The following is a 15,229-nucleotide window of genomic DNA, read 5'->3' on the forward strand; positions in this document are numbered from 1 at the left end:
ATGACCGACAACCGCCTCCTGCCCGTCCTCCCGCTCGATGACGACGTCGTGCTGCCGGGCATGATCGTCCCGCTCGACCTCGCCGACACGGAGACGCGCGCCGCGGTGGAGTCCGCCCAGGCCAACACGCCTGCCCAGGCTTCCTTCCCGGGGATCCGGTCCAGCGCCGCCACCAAGGCCGAGGTGCTGATCGTCCCCCGCGTCCACGGCGAGTACGCCGAACTCGGCACCATCGCGACCGTCGAGCGCATCGGGCGCGTGCCCGGCGGCAAGACCGCGGTGCTGCTGCGCGGTACCCGCCGCGCCGTCGTCGGCCGCATCGCCGACGGTCCCGGCGCCGCCCGCTGGGTGCACGCCGAGGTCGCCACCGAGACCACCGACGACAACTCCGCGAAGCTCGCGTCCGAGTACAAGAGCGTCGTCCTCGCGATCCTCCAGCAGCGCGGCGGCTGGCAGATGATCGACGCCGTCCAGGAGGTCGAGGACCCGTCCGCGCTCGCCGACCTCGCGGGCAACTCGTCGTACCTGAACACCGAGCAGAAGCTCGAACTGCTCTCCGCGCTCGACGTTTCGGCACGGCTCGAAAAGGCCCTCGAATGGAGCCGTGAGCAGCTGGCCGAGCTCGAGGTCACCGACACGATCCGCAAGGACGTCCAGGAGGGCATGGAGAAGCAGCAGAAGGAGTTCCTGCTGCGCCGCCAGCTCGAAGCGATCCGCAAGGAACTGGGCGAACTCGACGGCACCGCCAACGACGACGACTACCGCGCCCGCGTCGAGGCCGCCGAACTGCCGGACGCGGTCAAGAAGGCCGCACTGTCCGAAGTGGACAAGCTGGAGCGCACCTCGGACCAGTCCCCCGAGGGCGGCTGGATCCGCACCTGGCTGGACACCGTCCTCGAACTGCCGTGGAACGAGCGCACCACCGACGTCCACGACATCGCCGCCGCGCGCGACATCCTCGACGCCGATCACGCCGGTCTCGACGACGTGAAGGAACGCATCATCGAGTACCTGGCCGTCCGCAAGCGCCGCGCGGAGTCGGGGCTGGGCCCGGTCGGCGGACGGCGTTCGGGCGCGGTGCTCGCGCTCGCCGGTCCTCCCGGGGTCGGCAAGACCTCACTCGGCGAGTCCGTGGCGAAGGCGATGGGCCGCAAGTTCGTCCGGGTCGCGCTCGGCGGCATCCGCGACGAGGCCGAGATCCGCGGGCACCGCCGCACCTACGTCGGCGCGCTGCCCGGCCGGATCGTCCGCGCCATCAAGGAAGCGGGCTCGATGAACCCGGTCGTGCTGCTCGACGAGATCGACAAGGTCGGCGCCGACTACCGCGGCGACCCGACGGCCGCGCTGCTGGAGGTGCTGGACCCGGAGCAGAACCACACGTTCCGAGACCACTACCTCGAGGTCGAGCTGGACCTGTCCGACGTCGTCTTCCTCGCGACGGCGAACGCGCTCGAAACCATCCCCGGCCCGCTGCTGGACCGGATGGAGCTGGTCACCCTCGATGGCTACACCGAGCACGAGAAGGTCACCATCGCCCGCGACCACCTGCTCCCCCGCGAGCTGGACCGCGCGGGCCTCGGCAAGGACGACGTCACGCTGACGGACGGCGCGTTCAGCCGTATCGCCGCCGAGTACACGCGGGAAGCCGGGGTGCGCAACGCGAACCGGACCATCGCGAAGGTGCTGCGCAAGGTGGCGACCAAGGTCGCGCTGGACGAGGTCGAGCTCCCGCTGACGATCGACGCCGACGGGCTGGAGACCTACCTCGGCCGCCCGCGGCACCTGCCGGAGTCCTCGCTGCCCGCGTCGACCCAGCGCACGTCGACGCCGGGCGTGGCGACCGGCCTGGCGGTGACCGGCGCCGGCGGTGACGTCCTCTACATCGAGGCGTCGCTGGCGGATCCGGAATCCGGCTCGACCGGGCTGGCCCTGACCGGTCAGCTGGGCGACGTGATGAAGGAGTCGGTGCAGATCGCGTTGTCGTACCTGCGTTCGCACGGCGCGGAGCTGGAACTCCCGGTCGGCGATCTGAAGGATCGCGGCATCCACGTGCACGTCCCCGCGGGCGCCGTGCCCAAGGACGGGCCGAGCGCCGGCATCACGATGACGACCGCGCTCGCGTCCCTGCTTTCGGGCCGGGTCGTGAAATCGGACGTCGCGATGACCGGTGAGGTGTCGCTGACCGGCCGCGTGCTGCCGATCGGCGGGGTCAAGCAGAAGCTGCTGGCCGCGCACCGGGCCGGGATGAAGACGGTGATCATCCCGCAGCGCAACGAGCCGGACCTCGACGACGTCCCGGCCGAAGTGCTGGCACAGCTGGACGTCCACGCCGTCGCGAACGTCCGCGAAGTGCTGGACCTCGCGCTGGCCCCGGCGACGGCTCCGGTCGCCCAAGCGGCGTAACGGCGCGAGACCGAAGGCCTCGGATCCCCTCGAGGGTCCGGGGCCTTCGTCGTCGAAACCCGGACGAACCCGGACATTAAACCTCCTTAAACTCTCTATCACGATTTGATAACGTACATTCCGTGCCATCCACCCGGAGGCCGCCACTGAGCCTTGAGAGGGCAAGGTCATGAGTCACGGAATCCTGCCGCCCCGGCGGCCGAGGCGAAGCTGCGTTTCGGCCGGTCAGATCGTTTGCCTGAGCATTCTCACCGCATTCGTCACGGCGCTGACCTTCGCCGGTACGAGCGCGCCGATCGCGGCGGGGATCGCGATCACTCTGCTCGGCGCCATCCTCCGCCCGGCGCCCGCACGGGCCCGCCGATGAACACCACCCTCACCACGGAATCGGAATTCATGGCGCGGTTGCGCGAACTCCGCGACCGAAGCGGTCTCAGCATCCGCGCGCTGGCCGCCGCGACCGGCCAGTCCCGCAGTACTTTGGCCGACTCGTTGGCCCGGAACACCTTGCCCGGCAACGAAAACCAGATGCGTGTCCTGCTGAGAGCCCTGCTCCGGGCCGTACCGGGTGAGCCAGGGCTCGACGAGTATCTCGCCGACTGGCGTCACCTGATCGGACGTCGTCACCACCGCAATGGCGGATGCGCGCCGCTCGACCGGATACTCCTCGCCCTGGAAATCGCCGAACAACGCGGTGGCGCCGAAGCGCCGGGTCTCCGCAAAGCGCGGGAAATAGTGCTGAGCGAAGGTTTCCTACGAAAGTTCCCTCCCACCGGCGAATACGCCGCGAATTCACCTGAAAGTCCCGTTCCGCCCGTAACCTCCCCTCCGCTCCTTCCCGCACCACCACATCAGCGGAGGCACGAGTGAAGCGACGGAATTTCCTGCGCGCGGCCGTGGTCGGCGCCGGCGTCACGGCGTTCGGAAACAGGCTCTCGGGGGCCGCGCTCGCGGCGCCCGCGCAGAACGGCCCCAGCCCGTACGGCGCGCTCCAGGCCGCCGACGCGAACGGGATCCAGCTCCCCGCGGGATTCACCAGCCGCGTCATCGCACGATCCGGCCAGAAGGTCGCGAGCACCGGTTACACCTGGCACAGCGCGCCGGACGGCGGCGCGGTGTTCGCCGACGGCAGTGGCTGGATCTACGTGTCGAACTCGGAGATCACGCCCGGCGGCGGAGCGAGCGCGGTCAAATTCGACGCGAGCGGGAACATCACCGGCGCCCACCGTGTCCTGGCGAACACCCGCCAGAACTGCGCGGGCGGCAAGACCCCTTGGAACACCTGGCTTTCCTGCGAGGAGATCGACCTCGGCTTCGTCTACGAATGCCAGCCGAACGGCCCCGCCTCGGCCGCCGTGCAGCGGCCCGCGATGGGGAAGTTCAAGCACGAGGCCGCGGCGGCCGACCCGGTGCGCAAGGTCGTCTACCTGACCGAGGACACCTCGGACGGCTGCTTCTACCGCTTCGTCCCGACGACCTGGGGTGACCTTTCCGCCGGGACGCTGCAGGTGCTGAAGGCGGGCACGGCGACGTCGGGCAGCTTCACCTGGGCGAACGTGCCCGACCCCGACGGCTCCCCCACCCCCACCCGCAACCAGGTGTCCGGCGCGAAGCGGTTCAACGGCGGCGAAGGGCTGCACTACGCCAACGACACCGCGTGGTTCACCACGAAGGGCGACAACCGTGTCTGGCAGCTCAACCTGACGAACAGCACTTATGAACTGGCCTACGACGACTCGCTGGTCAGCCCCGGCTCGGCGCCGCTGACCGGGGTCGACAACGTCACCGGGACCTCGTCGGGTGACCTGTACGTCGCCGAAGACGGCGGCAACATGGAGATCTGCATCATCACGCCGAACGACATCGTTGCGCCGTTCCTGCGGATCAGCGGCCAGAGCTCGTCGGAGATCTGCGGTCCCGCGTTCACGCCGGCGGGGAACCGGCTGTACTTCTCGTCGCAACGCGGTACCTCCGGTTCGTCGTCCGGCGGGATCACCTACGAGGTGACCGGCCCCTTCCGGTCCTGAGAAAGCCGTGCGGGGCGCCTGTCCCGGCGCCCCGCACGGGCTCACACGTTGGTGCGGTTCTTCTCACGCAGCCGGTTCACGACGAAGAGCACCACCGCGACGGCGACGGCGGCGATCACGAAGTACTGGAAGAACCCGGCGTACTCCTCGACCAGGTGCCAGCTCTCCCCGAGGGCGTAACCGGCCAGAACGAACACCGTGTTCCAGATCAGGCTGCCGAGTGTGGTCAGGGTGAGGAACCGCCAGAACGGCATCCGCTCGATCCCGGCGGGCAGGGAGATGAGGCTGCGGAAGATCGGCACCATCCGGCCGAAGAACACCGCCTTGGTGCCGTGTTTCTGGAACCAGGCCTCGGTCTTGTCGAAGTCGGACGCCTTGACCAGCGGGATCTTCGCCATCCAGCGGCGCGTGCGGTCACGGCCCAGCAGCAGGCCGAGGTAGTAGACGATGATCGCGCCCACGACCGACCCGAAGGTCGTCCACACCAGCGCTTCCACCAGGGTGAACGTGCCCTGGCTTGCGGAGAATCCGGCGAGCGGGAGCACGAGTTCGCTCGGGATCGGCGGGAACAGGTTGTCCAGTCCGACGATGATCGCGGCTCCCGGACCGCCCAGCGCGTCCATCAGTGACACCGCCCAGCCGGCGAGGCCGCCCATCGGTTCGCTGGCGGCTTGGGCGAGGAGGAGGTTCATGGCGGCCTTTCGTGGTCGTCTGCAGGTGTCAACGAACGTACGAATCGCCCGGGTTCCGCACCCTGCGGTGAAGGGGTACAGATCACTGTGGAAAACCGCAGTACCGATCTTCGGGTACCCCGCTAACCTGGCGTTATGCCTGTTCCGGCAGCGACGCGCCGCTACCTGCGCAAAGTGCTCCGCGGCACGCTGGGCCTGGCGATCGGCGCCATGACCGCGTTCGCGGAGTTCTTCTACGTGCTCTTCGGCGGCCTCGCGCTCACGATTCCCGCACTGCGGGAGCCTGTCTTCGCCGGTGCCCACGTACTGTCCGAAGTGGAGCGACGACGGCTGGAGAAGTACTTCGGCGATCGGAACGCCATCCTCTACGACGAACGCCGCGCGATGGTCTACCTGATCCCGCGCTGCGTCATCGGACTGCTCAGCGCCGGGGTCTTCATCCTGATCCTGCTGGGCGCAGCCTCGGGCGTGATCATCACCTATCAGCTGTTCAACGGTCAGTCTCCCGGCGGTGGAGCACCCGCCGACTGGTACGACCCCGTCACCACCGCGCTTTTCGGCGCACTGCTCATCTTCCTTTCCCTGCAAGGGCTGCTGGGCTCAGCAACGCTGGACCGCAAGCTGGCGCGGCGCTTTTTCGGCCCCAGCAAACAGGAACAGTTGCGCCGCCGGGTCTCCGCGCTCGCGACCAGCCGGGCCGAGGTGGTCGAAGCGGTCAACGGCGAGCGCCGCCGGATCGAGCGGGACCTGCACGACGGTGTCCAGCAGCGGCTCGTCGCGCTCGGGATGCTGCTCGGCCGGGCGCGGCGCACGAGCGATCCGGGCCACGCGTCGGACCTGCTCCGGCAGGCGCACGAAGAGTCTCAGCGCGCCCTGGAAGACCTGCGCGAGGTTTCGTGGCGGGTGTATCCGATCGCGTTGGACTCGGACGGGCTGCACCCCGCGCTGGAGGCGCTCGCGGAACGCTCCGGCGTGCCGATCCACCTGCGGGTCGACCTGCCGAAACGGCCACCGGCGGCCATCGAGACCGTCGTCTATTTCGTCGCTTCCGAGGCGGTCACCAATACGATCAAGCACGCCGCGGCGACGCGGATCGACATCGAGGCCGGCCGGGACGGGGACAGGGTGCGGGTGCGGATCACCGACGACGGCGCAGGCGGAGCGCGGGAGTCCGGCGGCGGCCTCTCCGGCCTGGCGCGACGCGTCGCGGCGGCGGACGGGGAGTTCACCGTGGACAGCCCGCCCGGCGGTCCGACCGTGGTGACGGCGGTGCTGCCGTGCGGGTGATCCTCGCCGAGGACTCGACCCTCCTGCGCGAAGGACTCGTCCGGCTGCTGGTCGAAGAGGGACACGACGTCGTGGCGTCGGTCGGTGACGGCGACGCGCTCGTCTCGACGACCGCCGCCTATCAGCCGGACGTGGTCGTCACCGACGTCCGCATGCCGCCGACCCACACCGACGAAGGCCTGCGCGCGGCGCTCGAAATCCGGAAACGCTGGCCGGGAATCGGCGTTCTCGTGCTGTCGCAATACGTCGAGAAGCGGTACGCCGCCGAGTTGATCACCGGCGACGGCGAGCGCGTCGGCTACCTGCTGAAGGACAGGGTCGCCCAGGTGGGCGAATTCCTGGACGCGCTCGACAGGGTCGCCGCGGGCGGCGCCGCGTTCGATCCGGAGGTGGTCCGGCGGCTGCTCGCGCGGACGACGCACACCGACCCGCTCGCGAAGCTGACCGTCCGCGAACGGGATGTGCTGGAGAAAATGGCTCAGGGACACACGAACGCCGGGATCGCCGAGTCGCTGTTCGTGTCGCTGAGCGCGGTCGAGAAGCACGTGAACGCCATCTTCGACAAGCTCGGGCTGGCCAGCACCGCCGGCTACAGCCGCCGCGTCCTGGCGATCCTGCGCTACCTCGGCTCCTGATCCCGATTTGACAGGCAAGTGACGACTTGCCTATAACGGGGGCGTGGACGGCGACCTGTTCAAGGCGATCGGCGACGCGACGCGGCGCACCATCCTGGACGAGCTGACCGAAAAGGACGGTCAGACCCTGTTCGAGATCTGCGGCAGGCTGACCATGAAGCACGGCCTGTCGTCTTCGCGGCAGGCCATCTCGCAGCATCTCGCGATGCTGGAGCAGGCGGGCCTGGTGCACAGCCGGCGACAGGGCCGCTACAAGTTCCACCACATCGACACGAGTCCGTTGCGGTCGATCGTCGAGCGGTGGCCCATCGACCGAGAGGAACCGAACCCATGATCCGGATCACCATCACCAGCGTCTTCGTCGACGACCAGGCCAAGGCGCTGGCCTTCTACACCGAGAAGCTGGGGTTCACCAAGAAGACCGACGTGCCCACCGGCGACGCCCGCTGGCTGACCGTGGTCTCCCCCGCCGATCCCGACGGCGTCGAACTGCTGCTGGAGCCGGACGGTCACCCCGCGGCGAAGCCGTTCAAGAAGGCCTTGGCCGACGACGGGATTCCGTTCACCCAGTTCGCCGTCGACGACGTGTTCGCCGAGGTCGAGCGCCTCAAGGGGCTGGGCGTCGAATTCACGCAGGACGCCGTCGACATGGGGCCGGTGGTCACCGCCGTCTTCGACGACACCTGCGGCAACCTGATCCAGCTCGCCACGATGAAGTAGCGAAAACGGGGCTTGGTCCACTGTGGACCAAGCCCCGTCTCGATGTTTCCTTACTGCTGCACCCATTCCACGAGTTCCACGGGCACACCGTTCGGATCGGTGACCATGAAGAGGCGTTCTCCCCACGGCTCTTCCCGCAGCGGCAACGTGATCTCGACACCTTCCTCGCGCAGGCGCTTCTCCTCGACTTCGAGGTTCTCGACCGTGAAGGCCACGATCACGCCGGCCGCGCGCACCTGCCGCAGGTTCTCCGGCAGGACCTCGATCCCCGCCTGGAGCAGGACGATGGCCAGCTTCGCGGTCTCATGCCCGAGGGAGACGAAACCCTCCGCGGCCATCTGCTCGGTGAAGCCGAAGTGCTCGGTGAAGAAGCGGCTGGAGGCGGCGACGTCGTCGACGGTCAGCGAGACGGTGGAGGCAAGGACGTTCATGGGCTATCCCCTTCGGTCGGCAGTGCGGTTCGGATGAGCTGATCGGTCAGTACGACCGGCGGCGCGGGACGCCGGTCGAGCGACGCACCGGCATCGAGCGGCCGGGGAACGGCTGCTGATGGCGGCGGTCGTTCCGGCGGGCCTGCGCGCGGTTGACGCCTTCGTTGCCTTGGGGGATTCGAGCGGGCAAGGAGCCTCTTCTCTCTCAGTCGGTAGTACGGACGTAATTTTACACTCGACCTACCGGAAGTCAAGGATATTTTTACGACGGTGGTAAACTTCGCTCATGACCAGCGCGGATGTGGGCTTGCGAGAGCTCAAGAAGCAGGAGACGCGGCAGCTGATCTCCGACAAGGCGACGCTCCTCTTCATCGAGAAGGGCTTCGAGGAGACGACGATCGCCGAGATCGCGACGGCGGCGAGGGTCGCGAAGAAGACCGTCACCAACTACTTCGCGCGCAAAGAAGATCTGGCGCTGGACCAGCACGAGGAATTCACGAACGGGCTGGCGAACGCCGTCCGCGACCGGGAGCCGGGCGAGTCGGCGCTGGCCGCGCTCCGGCGCACCTTCCTGGACGCGGTGGCGGAGCATTCGCCCGTGATCGGCTTCACCGGGCCGGTCTTCGCGAAAATGGTGCTGGAGAGCCCGACGCTGACCGCGCGGCTGCGTGAACTGCACGAACTGCGGGAAGAGGCGCTCGCCGTGCTGCTCGCGACCGAGACCGGAGCCGGCGCGGACGACGTCACCCCGGTCATGGCGGCCGCCGAACTCAACGCGATCGACCGCGTCCTCTTCCGCGAGGTCCTGCGGCGCTCGCACGCCGGCGAGAGCAACGACGAGATCGCCGAAGCGCTGACGAAAGCGACACAGCGGGCTTTCGAACTACTGGAACCGGCCTTCGGCGACTACGCGATCCGCGAGGAGGTCAGCACTGAAACAGCCTAGTGTTTTTGTCGGCGGTGCCCGCTAGGGTCCGCTGCATGTCTGAGGGGACTTCATTCGGAGTCATCTGTTGCGAGGGCTGGGATCCGGCCGCCCGTGCGCTGGTCGGCAGGCTCACGCCCGAGACCGCCGGGGAACGCGACGCCACCGGCGAGCAGTACGCCGTCGCGCTGGTCCGTCCCGGCACCGAGTCGCCGTCGGTGCTGCTCGAAATCGCGTGGCGGCACCACTTCGCTCGTTGCTGGCATGTCGACGAGCAAGGCAGACGGAGCGCTTCGTTCGAGTACCGCCTGCTCGAAGACGGCACCTTGTTCCTCGTGCGCGTCGAGCGATGGACCTACAAGGCCCCCGACCAGGAAGAATTCGACAAACAGACCGCGGGCCGCGTGGAGATGTCCTTCGGCCCCAAAGGTGAAGGGTGGATGTATCAGGCGCCCGACGGCTACGCGGGCGGCTCCAGCAGCGGGCGCGCACACAAGCCGTTGTCCGAGCTGACCATGCCGAAGCCTGCCTTCGGCGACTGGGAATCTCTCGCGAACTCGGGCCCATTGACCCTTCAAGTGCCGGCCACGCCCGAAACCGATTCGCCGCTTCCCGCCGAAAAGCGTCCCTGGCGCCCGTCGGTTCCGTTGCGGCCCAAAGACATGGTGGAGATGTTCACCGCGGGCACGCGCTTCGCGTTGAGCAACGACCACGGCCTGGTGGAGGTCGAGCTCCGGGACGCCGGGAAGCTCCGCATGCCCAGCGGCAAGCTCGTCGCCTCGGATCCGGCCTTCCTGGACGCGGATTCCGACCACTTCACGGTCCCGGCCCCACCCGGGGAACACCGGGTCGAGCTCGCCGTGATCCGGTTCGTCGACGAGCCGGCCCACGAGCGGGTCGCCGCCGCCAAACTCGTCGTCGCCGACGCTCCGGTGGCCGCATGGGAGGTCGCGCTCTGGCCGGGTCAGAACGCGCTCTTCTTGGGAGACGGGGAGTTCTACGGCTACGGCGTGGACAGCGGTACCGGCTGTTTCGCCGACGCCGCCGCGCTCCCCGAGGAGGTGGACGACGACCTCATGGAGAAGTTCGCCGAGGTGGATCCCCACGTCGACATCACCCCGGAGGGGGCCGAAGGCAACATCATCGCGTTCGCCACCGGCTGGGGAGACGGGAGCTACCCGACCTGGATCGGCCGGGCCGCCGACGGCACCCCGGTCTGCTTCGTCACCGACATGCTGGTGCTCAACGGTGCGCAGCTGCTCACGGCTTAGCCGAGGATGATGACGTGATGGCCTTCACCGAAGACGAGATCGCGTACCTGCGCTCTCAACCCCTGGCCCGCTTCGCGACCCTGTCCGAGGACGGCGAGCAGCCCGACGTCGTCCCGCTGGCGTTCGAGTTCGACGGGACAGGTTTCTGGGTCGGCGGCGCGGGCGCGTCGGTCCTCGTGACCCGGAAGTTCCGCAACATCCGAGCGGGACAACGGAAAGTCGCCTTGGTCATCGACGACCTCGTCTCACTGGACCCGTTCATCGCGCGTGGCGTCCGGATCTACGGCGAGGCCGCCGATCCCGTCGAGCGCACGGGGATCGTCGGTCCGGGCATATACGCGCGCGTCACTCCCACGGTGTCGTGGAGCTGGAACATGGCGGGCGAACCCGCGGGTGAGACGTGGTACCCGTCGAGGCGCGCGGTTCACGGCGACACGTAGAGGAGCATGTCCCGCGCCGTCCCGCCGATCTCCTGATGGGCAGGCAGCAGCCTTTCGCGCCGGAAGCCCGATCGTGCCGACCGCGGCCCCGTCGACGGTGATCACGAAGGGGAAGCCGCGCCCTTCGGCATGACGGGTCCGCTGCCGCACCAGTCTTCGGCTTCCTGGTGGGCCGGCGGCGTGGCGGGCCAGGGTGGCGGCTCGGTCATCGGTCCATTCTTGTCGGAGGGCGGCGGTACGGTCGGGCGCATGCGGGATCTGATCGTGACGGAGAACTGCACCATCGACGGCGTGATCGAACTGGCGGGTGACTGGTTCAGCGCGGGTGGTGGCGATCCGGACACCGACATGTCGGACGTCCTGGCCGCCCTTCGCGAACAACGTGAGGCCGCTGACGCGTTCCTGACCGGGCGCGTCACCTTCGAAGACATGCGCGGCTACTGGCCGAAGCAAACCGACGACACGACAGGTATCTCGGCTTATCTGAACTCGGTGAGCAAGTACGTGGTCTCCAGCACGCTGACGGAGCCGGAGTGGGAGAACACGACGGTGCTCTCCGGTGAGCTGCGTTCGGAGATCGAGGGGCTGAAGGCCGCCGAAGGCAAGGACATCGTGACCACCGGCAGCATCTCGCTGGTGCGGGCGCTCATCGCCGAGGGCCTCGTCGACGAGTACCGGCTGTTCGTCTACCCGGTCGTGGTCGGGGAAGGCCGCCGGCTGTTCGAGAACGCCACCGGCGTCCCGAAGCTCCAGCTGGTGGAAGAGCGGGCGTTCACTTCGGGGATCGTGCTGCTGCGCTACCGGGCTCGCTAGGGCCGGCGCGACCGGGAAACGCCCCAGGAACGAGATCGGCCCCGTGACTTGGTCACGGGGCCGATCTGGTGTGGCGAGTGAGGGATTCGAACCCCCGAAGGCAGTGCCGTCTGATTTACAGTCAAGCGTGCAGATGCGCCCTGACCTGCACGTTAGCGTCTCCCGCCCCGAACTTTGGGGCGTATTTGGCGCAAGGCCCGTCGAACCTTGACCGACTTGGACCCGTTCGGTCCGATTGCTGTCGGCGCACCTGTCAGCCGTCGTCGCCTGCCACTACGACAAGCCCAATCACGAATCCGTAAGGAACGCGTTCAGCGGGCAACCAAGGCAGTATGTTCACTGCCCAGTGCTGAGCCTTCACGTTGACAGAGCCATCAAGGTGGAACATGGTAGAGAATAGACAGGATCGCTTACTAGGCAGGTTTTGGCTTGCGGCAAACCCCGATGAGAAATTGACTGGCTGGCTTGACCTATCAGGTAGTCGACCACGAATCACCTTACATGGACAGCTGACTCCTCACGTCACATGGCAGCAAGCAGACGACGGCAGCATGATCGGAGTTCCCGCCGAAGACGAGCACGACACTGAAGGACATCTAATTCACGGCTATCTAGCCGAAGGCTTTGATCGCGCCGTAACAATATTCAATGCAATAACCGTGTCTAGACGCCAGAATATTATGACCATGGGAACCATGGGCAAGAATGACGAAGAGGGTGTCCACTCCCTTCAGGGAACCTGGGCCGCACGCGGTGCGCACCTCGACAACGAAGAACAGATTCAGTCCGCCCGAATCCGCTTCACCAATCTTGACGACTTTATTTGCCAAAATGGCACCAAAATGACCATTACGCTCAAGCCGAGCGAGTCCGTAAATATCGAGTACCAGAAGCCAGCTCGCGAAACGGCGCCATTGGCAACCATTGGCGGACACGTATCCACACGCTTCGTACGGCTATACAATCGACCAGATACCACTGGCGCCGAAGTTCGACACGCGGGATGGCTAGACTTTGACGATATAAACCAACAGAATCTATTTGCGCTACTTGACGATATTGTCGCGCCCACATTAATCCTCGCCTCCATAATGCTTGACGTACAGTGCAAGCTAACGCACGTGCAGGCACTGACAAGCAAGAGTGAAACCTATGTGAGGATTTACCATCCCCTCATTGAATACGCCGCAGAGTCCAAGGTGATTGAACCTGGTAATCGCTACATGGACTTGCGCCATACTGGTCTTCAGGTCGTGGCGAAGTGGATTGAATGCGCAAGCGAATTGGCGCCGGTTCCAAATATCCTCTACTCTGCACTTGAATGGCCGCAGGATCTATCCCTTGAAAGCCGCCTCTTGCAGCTTTCAACTAGCGCTGAGGGCTACGATCGCAGACGATATAGAGATGCCCCCATATTCGACCCAGAACTCGCTAAAGCGGCACGAAAAGCAGCCAAAGACGCCGCGATCGCAGCAACAAACGAAGAAATCGGCGAGAAGCTTCACCAGTCGCTCGCGCACTTTAATCAGGTTTCGTACCCGTTTCGGCTACGCAGACTTCTCTCGTCGGTAGAGGATGCCATCCCAGACGCGTTCGGCAACCAAAAGAAGTGGGTTTCCAAGATCGCCAATGCTCGCAATAGCTTTGCACACTTACTTAATGGCCCAGGGAACGGCTGGGAGGTCGACTTAATTCTAACCGAGTCTCTAAAATGGATCCTAGGAACCGCCTTCCTTCTGCAAGCCGGAGTCGAAAGCGAAACGATTAAGGCAAGATTAAAAGAACATCAGCCTTATCAATTTTTCCAACGAAAAGCGCGAAACCTTGCCCCCGAGATATATATGCAGACCGAAGACTCGAAGGATTAATATTTGCTCGTACGTCTCACGCCTTCTTGTCGTGTGTCATGCGAGCAAGCCCCTGCGCCTGGCGCCCCTCGGGCGGCACGCTGGGGTCGACCGTCGAATCGTCGCCATCGATCGAACCCGGCTGATACCGCGTCCCATTGGAGTGAATGGCGTCCACACGCATCTGGATGAGCCGCCGACGCGCCTCGTCTTCCTGCGGGTTCCAGTACGACTCAGCCGCCGTCGTCTGAGCGGGGTGCTTCCGGTAGAGCATGCTCGGTTCGGCGATGAACTCCCCCGGCGTCACTGCCTCCGCCGCCAACAGTGTGGCAATGGTCTCGGCCCCCGTGAGAGCCATCCAACCGCCCAAGGACCAGATAAGGTCCGTGTGCATCGCGACATTCGCCGCCAGCACCGAGAGCCTGTTCTCTGCCTGCTCCTTGTAGAAGCGGCCGGGCTCCACGGGACCATTGGGAGGGTCATACGGGCCGGGCGTTGTCGTCCCATCCTCGTGCAGGTCAAGACCTGCCGAGACGCACCACGCGACGCGGTGCAACGCGTCGATATCCCGCGCCAGCGCACCCGGCAGCAGCACGTCGTCCGCATCGAGGTTGCGAATCACGATCCCCTGCGCCTGCGAGAGTGCCATGTTGCGGGTGACGGCCGCGCGGCCGGCCAACCCGGTGCCGTAGTGGACGCGAGGATCATCGTCGGGAAGCTCTTGTTTCGGCACACCGCTACTGCCGTCTTCCTGAACGCACCACTCCCAGGACCAGCCTTCCGGCATTTCCTGAGCCCGTAGAGACTCGTAAGCCTCCTTGAGGTAGTGGTGGCCGCCCTCAAAGACGGCCGTCACTACAGAGATCAAGCGTGGCGTTGCCATTGCTTACTCGTCCCACTTTCGCAGCTCGGTGATGTACGACAGGGAAATTCGGTCCGCCGGAGTCAGGAGTTCCGCCACATCTACCGCACGCCCCGACGTGTCGTAACTGATCTTCAGAATGGGGATCACGGGCACGTTGAACGGGATGTCGTAGAGGGCCACCTCTTCCTCGGTGGGCATGCGCGCGGAAACGCGATCCTCAATCTTCCCTACCTCCACCCCCGCCGTGTAGAGCTGGTGAAGGGTACCGCCGGGCCATGGCTCGTTGGATGAGTCCAGCAGCGGCGGATGGTCCTTGACGAGCGAATAGGGCAGGTACGAAACCATCCTGCTGTAGCCCTCGCCTTCCCGGTATTGCCGCAGGTAAGTCCTGCGTAGGACGTAGTCACTCGACGCAAGCCCCATGATCTTGGCCACCTCTTCCGGCGGAGGTACCACCTCATAGGTGACCTTGTCGTCATTGACGGTGTCGATGTCGACCTTGGCGTCCCGCTCCGCCGAGCCATGGCGCCGACGAACGTCCTCTGGTTCTTTGACCAGGTCTTTTTCCACCTGATAGTTGGCATTCGATCGCGTCAGCTTCTGAGGCACCACGCGAACACGAACGGGCTGCCCTCGGCCGCCGGGCGCTAGAAGCCCCTCCCCCTTCAGGGTCTGCACAGCGGCGGAAACGACGTTCTTCCCGACACCAAACCGCTCTCGAAGTTGCTCAGTGTTCGGCAAGGTCTCCCCCGGCGCGAACTTGCCCTCGTGGATGTCCGCCCGGAGCTGCTCAGCTACCGCTTTCGCGTCCATTCGTTCCATGCCCTCATCCTCGCACACCATCCCAGGTTTCGAAACTCCATCCCGGGATGG

The 15,229-nt window shown here is 66.0% G+C and carries 18 protein-coding genes; 13 read left to right on the forward strand and 5 right to left on the reverse strand.

The features are described from left to right. From lon to IE302_RS27515, 4 genes are all read left to right on the forward strand, one after another. Entirely contained in the window at positions 1–2,403 is a 2,403-nt protein-coding gene (gene lon, locus IE302_RS27500) for an endopeptidase La (RefSeq protein WP_191257311.1), read from the forward strand. A gap of 169 nt (positions 2,404–2,572) precedes the next feature. After that, positions 2,573–2,770, forward strand: coding sequence for a hypothetical protein (locus IE302_RS27505; RefSeq protein WP_191257312.1), 198 nt, complete (start codon positions 2,573–2,575; stop codon positions 2,768–2,770). Continuing rightward, positions 2,767–3,273, forward strand: coding sequence for a helix-turn-helix domain-containing protein (locus IE302_RS27510; protein WP_191257313.1), 507 nt, complete (start codon positions 2,767–2,769; stop codon positions 3,271–3,273). The genes IE302_RS27505 and IE302_RS27510 overlap by 4 nt, the downstream gene beginning before the upstream one ends. Next, entirely contained in the window at positions 3,270–4,430 is a 1,161-nt protein-coding gene (locus tag IE302_RS27515; protein WP_191257314.1) for an alkaline phosphatase PhoX, read from the forward strand. Before IE302_RS27510 ends, IE302_RS27515 begins: the two co-directional genes overlap by 4 nt. Positions 4,431–4,471: 41 nt before the next feature. Here IE302_RS27515 and IE302_RS27520 read toward each other — a convergent pair whose 3' ends face one another. Next, entirely contained in the window at positions 4,472–5,122 is a 651-nt protein-coding gene (locus IE302_RS27520; RefSeq protein WP_191257315.1) for a DedA family protein, read from the reverse strand. A gap of 135 nt (positions 5,123–5,257) precedes the next feature. On the opposite strand from IE302_RS27520, the gene IE302_RS27525 reads away from it, so the two are divergent. The 4 genes from IE302_RS27525 to IE302_RS27540 are packed head-to-tail and all read left to right on the forward strand — an operon-like array spanning position 5,258 to position 7,764. Then, entirely contained in the window at positions 5,258–6,409 is a 1,152-nt protein-coding gene (locus IE302_RS27525; protein WP_191257316.1) for a sensor histidine kinase, read from the forward strand. Next, on the forward strand, positions 6,400–7,044 hold the full coding sequence (locus IE302_RS27530; RefSeq protein ID WP_191257317.1) for a response regulator transcription factor: 645 nt from the start codon (positions 6,400–6,402) through the stop codon (positions 7,042–7,044). Before IE302_RS27525 ends, IE302_RS27530 begins: the two co-directional genes overlap by 10 nt. 43 nt (positions 7,045–7,087) lie before the next feature. Next, positions 7,088–7,378, forward strand: a complete 291-nt coding sequence (locus IE302_RS27535; protein WP_191257318.1) for an ArsR/SmtB family transcription factor — start codon at positions 7,088–7,090, stop codon at positions 7,376–7,378. Next, positions 7,375–7,764, forward strand: coding sequence for a VOC family protein (locus tag IE302_RS27540; protein ID WP_191257319.1), 390 nt, complete (start codon positions 7,375–7,377; stop codon positions 7,762–7,764). The genes IE302_RS27535 and IE302_RS27540 overlap by 4 nt, the downstream gene beginning before the upstream one ends. Before the next feature lie 50 nt (positions 7,765–7,814). On the opposite strand, the gene IE302_RS27545 is transcribed toward IE302_RS27540, so the two are convergent. After that, positions 7,815–8,195 carry a VOC family protein gene (locus tag IE302_RS27545; RefSeq protein ID WP_191257320.1) on the reverse strand — a complete coding sequence of 127 codons (381 nt, stop codon included), beginning with the start codon at positions 8,193–8,195 and terminating at the stop codon, positions 7,815–7,817. 46 nt (positions 8,196–8,241) lie between these two features. Continuing rightward, the gene (locus IE302_RS27550; RefSeq protein WP_191257321.1) at positions 8,242–8,385 is read right to left on the reverse strand and encodes a hypothetical protein; all 144 of its coding nucleotides are present in this window, start codon (positions 8,383–8,385) and stop codon (positions 8,242–8,244) included. Between the two features lie 96 nt (positions 8,386–8,481). Here IE302_RS27550 and IE302_RS27555 point away from each other — a divergent pair, with 96 nt between their 5' ends. From IE302_RS27555 to IE302_RS27575, 5 genes are all read left to right on the forward strand, one after another. Then, the gene (locus tag IE302_RS27555) at positions 8,482–9,141 is read left to right on the forward strand and encodes a TetR/AcrR family transcriptional regulator (RefSeq protein WP_191257322.1); all 660 of its coding nucleotides are present in this window, start codon (positions 8,482–8,484) and stop codon (positions 9,139–9,141) included. 35 nt (positions 9,142–9,176) lie between these two features. After that, positions 9,177–10,391, forward strand: coding sequence for a DUF4241 domain-containing protein (locus IE302_RS27560; RefSeq protein WP_191257323.1), 1,215 nt, complete (start codon positions 9,177–9,179; stop codon positions 10,389–10,391). A gap of 17 nt (positions 10,392–10,408) precedes the next feature. Beyond that, entirely contained in the window at positions 10,409–10,831 is a 423-nt protein-coding gene (locus IE302_RS27565; RefSeq protein ID WP_191257324.1) for a PPOX class F420-dependent oxidoreductase, read from the forward strand. 249 nt (positions 10,832–11,080) lie between these two features. Continuing rightward, positions 11,081–11,644, forward strand: coding sequence for a dihydrofolate reductase family protein (locus IE302_RS27570; protein ID WP_191257325.1), 564 nt, complete (start codon positions 11,081–11,083; stop codon positions 11,642–11,644). Positions 11,645–12,030: 386 nt separating this feature from the next. Then, a complete protein-coding gene (locus tag IE302_RS27575; protein ID WP_229907956.1) occupies positions 12,031–13,512 on the forward strand; it encodes a HEPN domain-containing protein in 1,482 nt (493 codons plus the stop codon). Positions 13,513–13,528: 16 nt separating this feature from the next. Here the strand turns inward: IE302_RS27575 and IE302_RS27580 are convergent, their stop codons facing one another. Both IE302_RS27580 and IE302_RS27585 read right to left on the reverse strand, forming a co-directional pair. After that, positions 13,529–14,374 (reverse strand): glycosyltransferase, encoded by an 846-nt coding sequence (locus IE302_RS27580; RefSeq protein WP_191257327.1) that lies wholly within the window; start codon positions 14,372–14,374, stop codon positions 13,529–13,531. 3 nt (positions 14,375–14,377) lie between these two features. Next, positions 14,378–15,178: a GntR family transcriptional regulator gene (locus tag IE302_RS27585; protein ID WP_191257328.1), complete on the reverse strand. Its 801-nt coding sequence runs from the start codon at positions 15,176–15,178 to the stop codon at positions 14,378–14,380. Between the last annotated feature and the right edge of the window lie 51 nt (positions 15,179–15,229).

Source organism: Amycolatopsis oliviviridis, assembly GCF_014654365.1.
GTDB classification, from domain to species: domain Bacteria; phylum Actinomycetota; class Actinomycetes; order Mycobacteriales; family Pseudonocardiaceae; genus Amycolatopsis; species Amycolatopsis oliviviridis.

Excerpts from the sequence above, each read along its gene's own strand:
- IE302_RS27565 (WP_191257324.1), top strand. The coding sequence starts at position 10,409 with ATGGCCTTCACCGAAGACGAGATCGCGTACCTGCGCTCTCAACCCCTG.
- IE302_RS27525 (WP_191257316.1), top strand. The coding sequence starts at position 5,258 with ATGCCTGTTCCGGCAGCGACGCGCCGCTACCTGCGCAAAGTGCTCCGC.
- IE302_RS27545 (WP_191257320.1), bottom strand. The coding sequence starts at position 8,195 with ATGAACGTCCTTGCCTCCACCGTCTCGCTGACCGTCGACGACGTCGCC.
- IE302_RS27510 (WP_191257313.1), top strand. The coding sequence starts at position 2,767 with ATGAACACCACCCTCACCACGGAATCGGAATTCATGGCGCGGTTGCGC.
- IE302_RS27580 (WP_191257327.1), bottom strand. The coding sequence starts at position 14,374 with ATGGCAACGCCACGCTTGATCTCTGTAGTGACGGCCGTCTTTGAGGGC.
- lon (WP_191257311.1), top strand. The coding sequence starts at position 1 with ATGACCGACAACCGCCTCCTGCCCGTCCTCCCGCTCGATGACGACGTC.
- IE302_RS27555 (WP_191257322.1), top strand. The coding sequence starts at position 8,482 with ATGACCAGCGCGGATGTGGGCTTGCGAGAGCTCAAGAAGCAGGAGACG.
- IE302_RS27575 (WP_229907956.1), top strand. The coding sequence starts at position 12,031 with ATGGTAGAGAATAGACAGGATCGCTTACTAGGCAGGTTTTGGCTTGCG.
- IE302_RS27570 (WP_191257325.1), top strand. The coding sequence starts at position 11,081 with ATGCGGGATCTGATCGTGACGGAGAACTGCACCATCGACGGCGTGATC.
- IE302_RS27505 (WP_191257312.1), top strand. The coding sequence starts at position 2,573 with ATGAGTCACGGAATCCTGCCGCCCCGGCGGCCGAGGCGAAGCTGCGTT.
- IE302_RS27520 (WP_191257315.1), bottom strand. The coding sequence starts at position 5,122 with ATGAACCTCCTCCTCGCCCAAGCCGCCAGCGAACCGATGGGCGGCCTC.
- IE302_RS27560 (WP_191257323.1), top strand. The coding sequence starts at position 9,177 with ATGTCTGAGGGGACTTCATTCGGAGTCATCTGTTGCGAGGGCTGGGAT.
- IE302_RS27585 (WP_191257328.1), bottom strand. The coding sequence starts at position 15,178 with ATGGAACGAATGGACGCGAAAGCGGTAGCTGAGCAGCTCCGGGCGGAC.
- IE302_RS27540 (WP_191257319.1), top strand. The coding sequence starts at position 7,375 with ATGATCCGGATCACCATCACCAGCGTCTTCGTCGACGACCAGGCCAAG.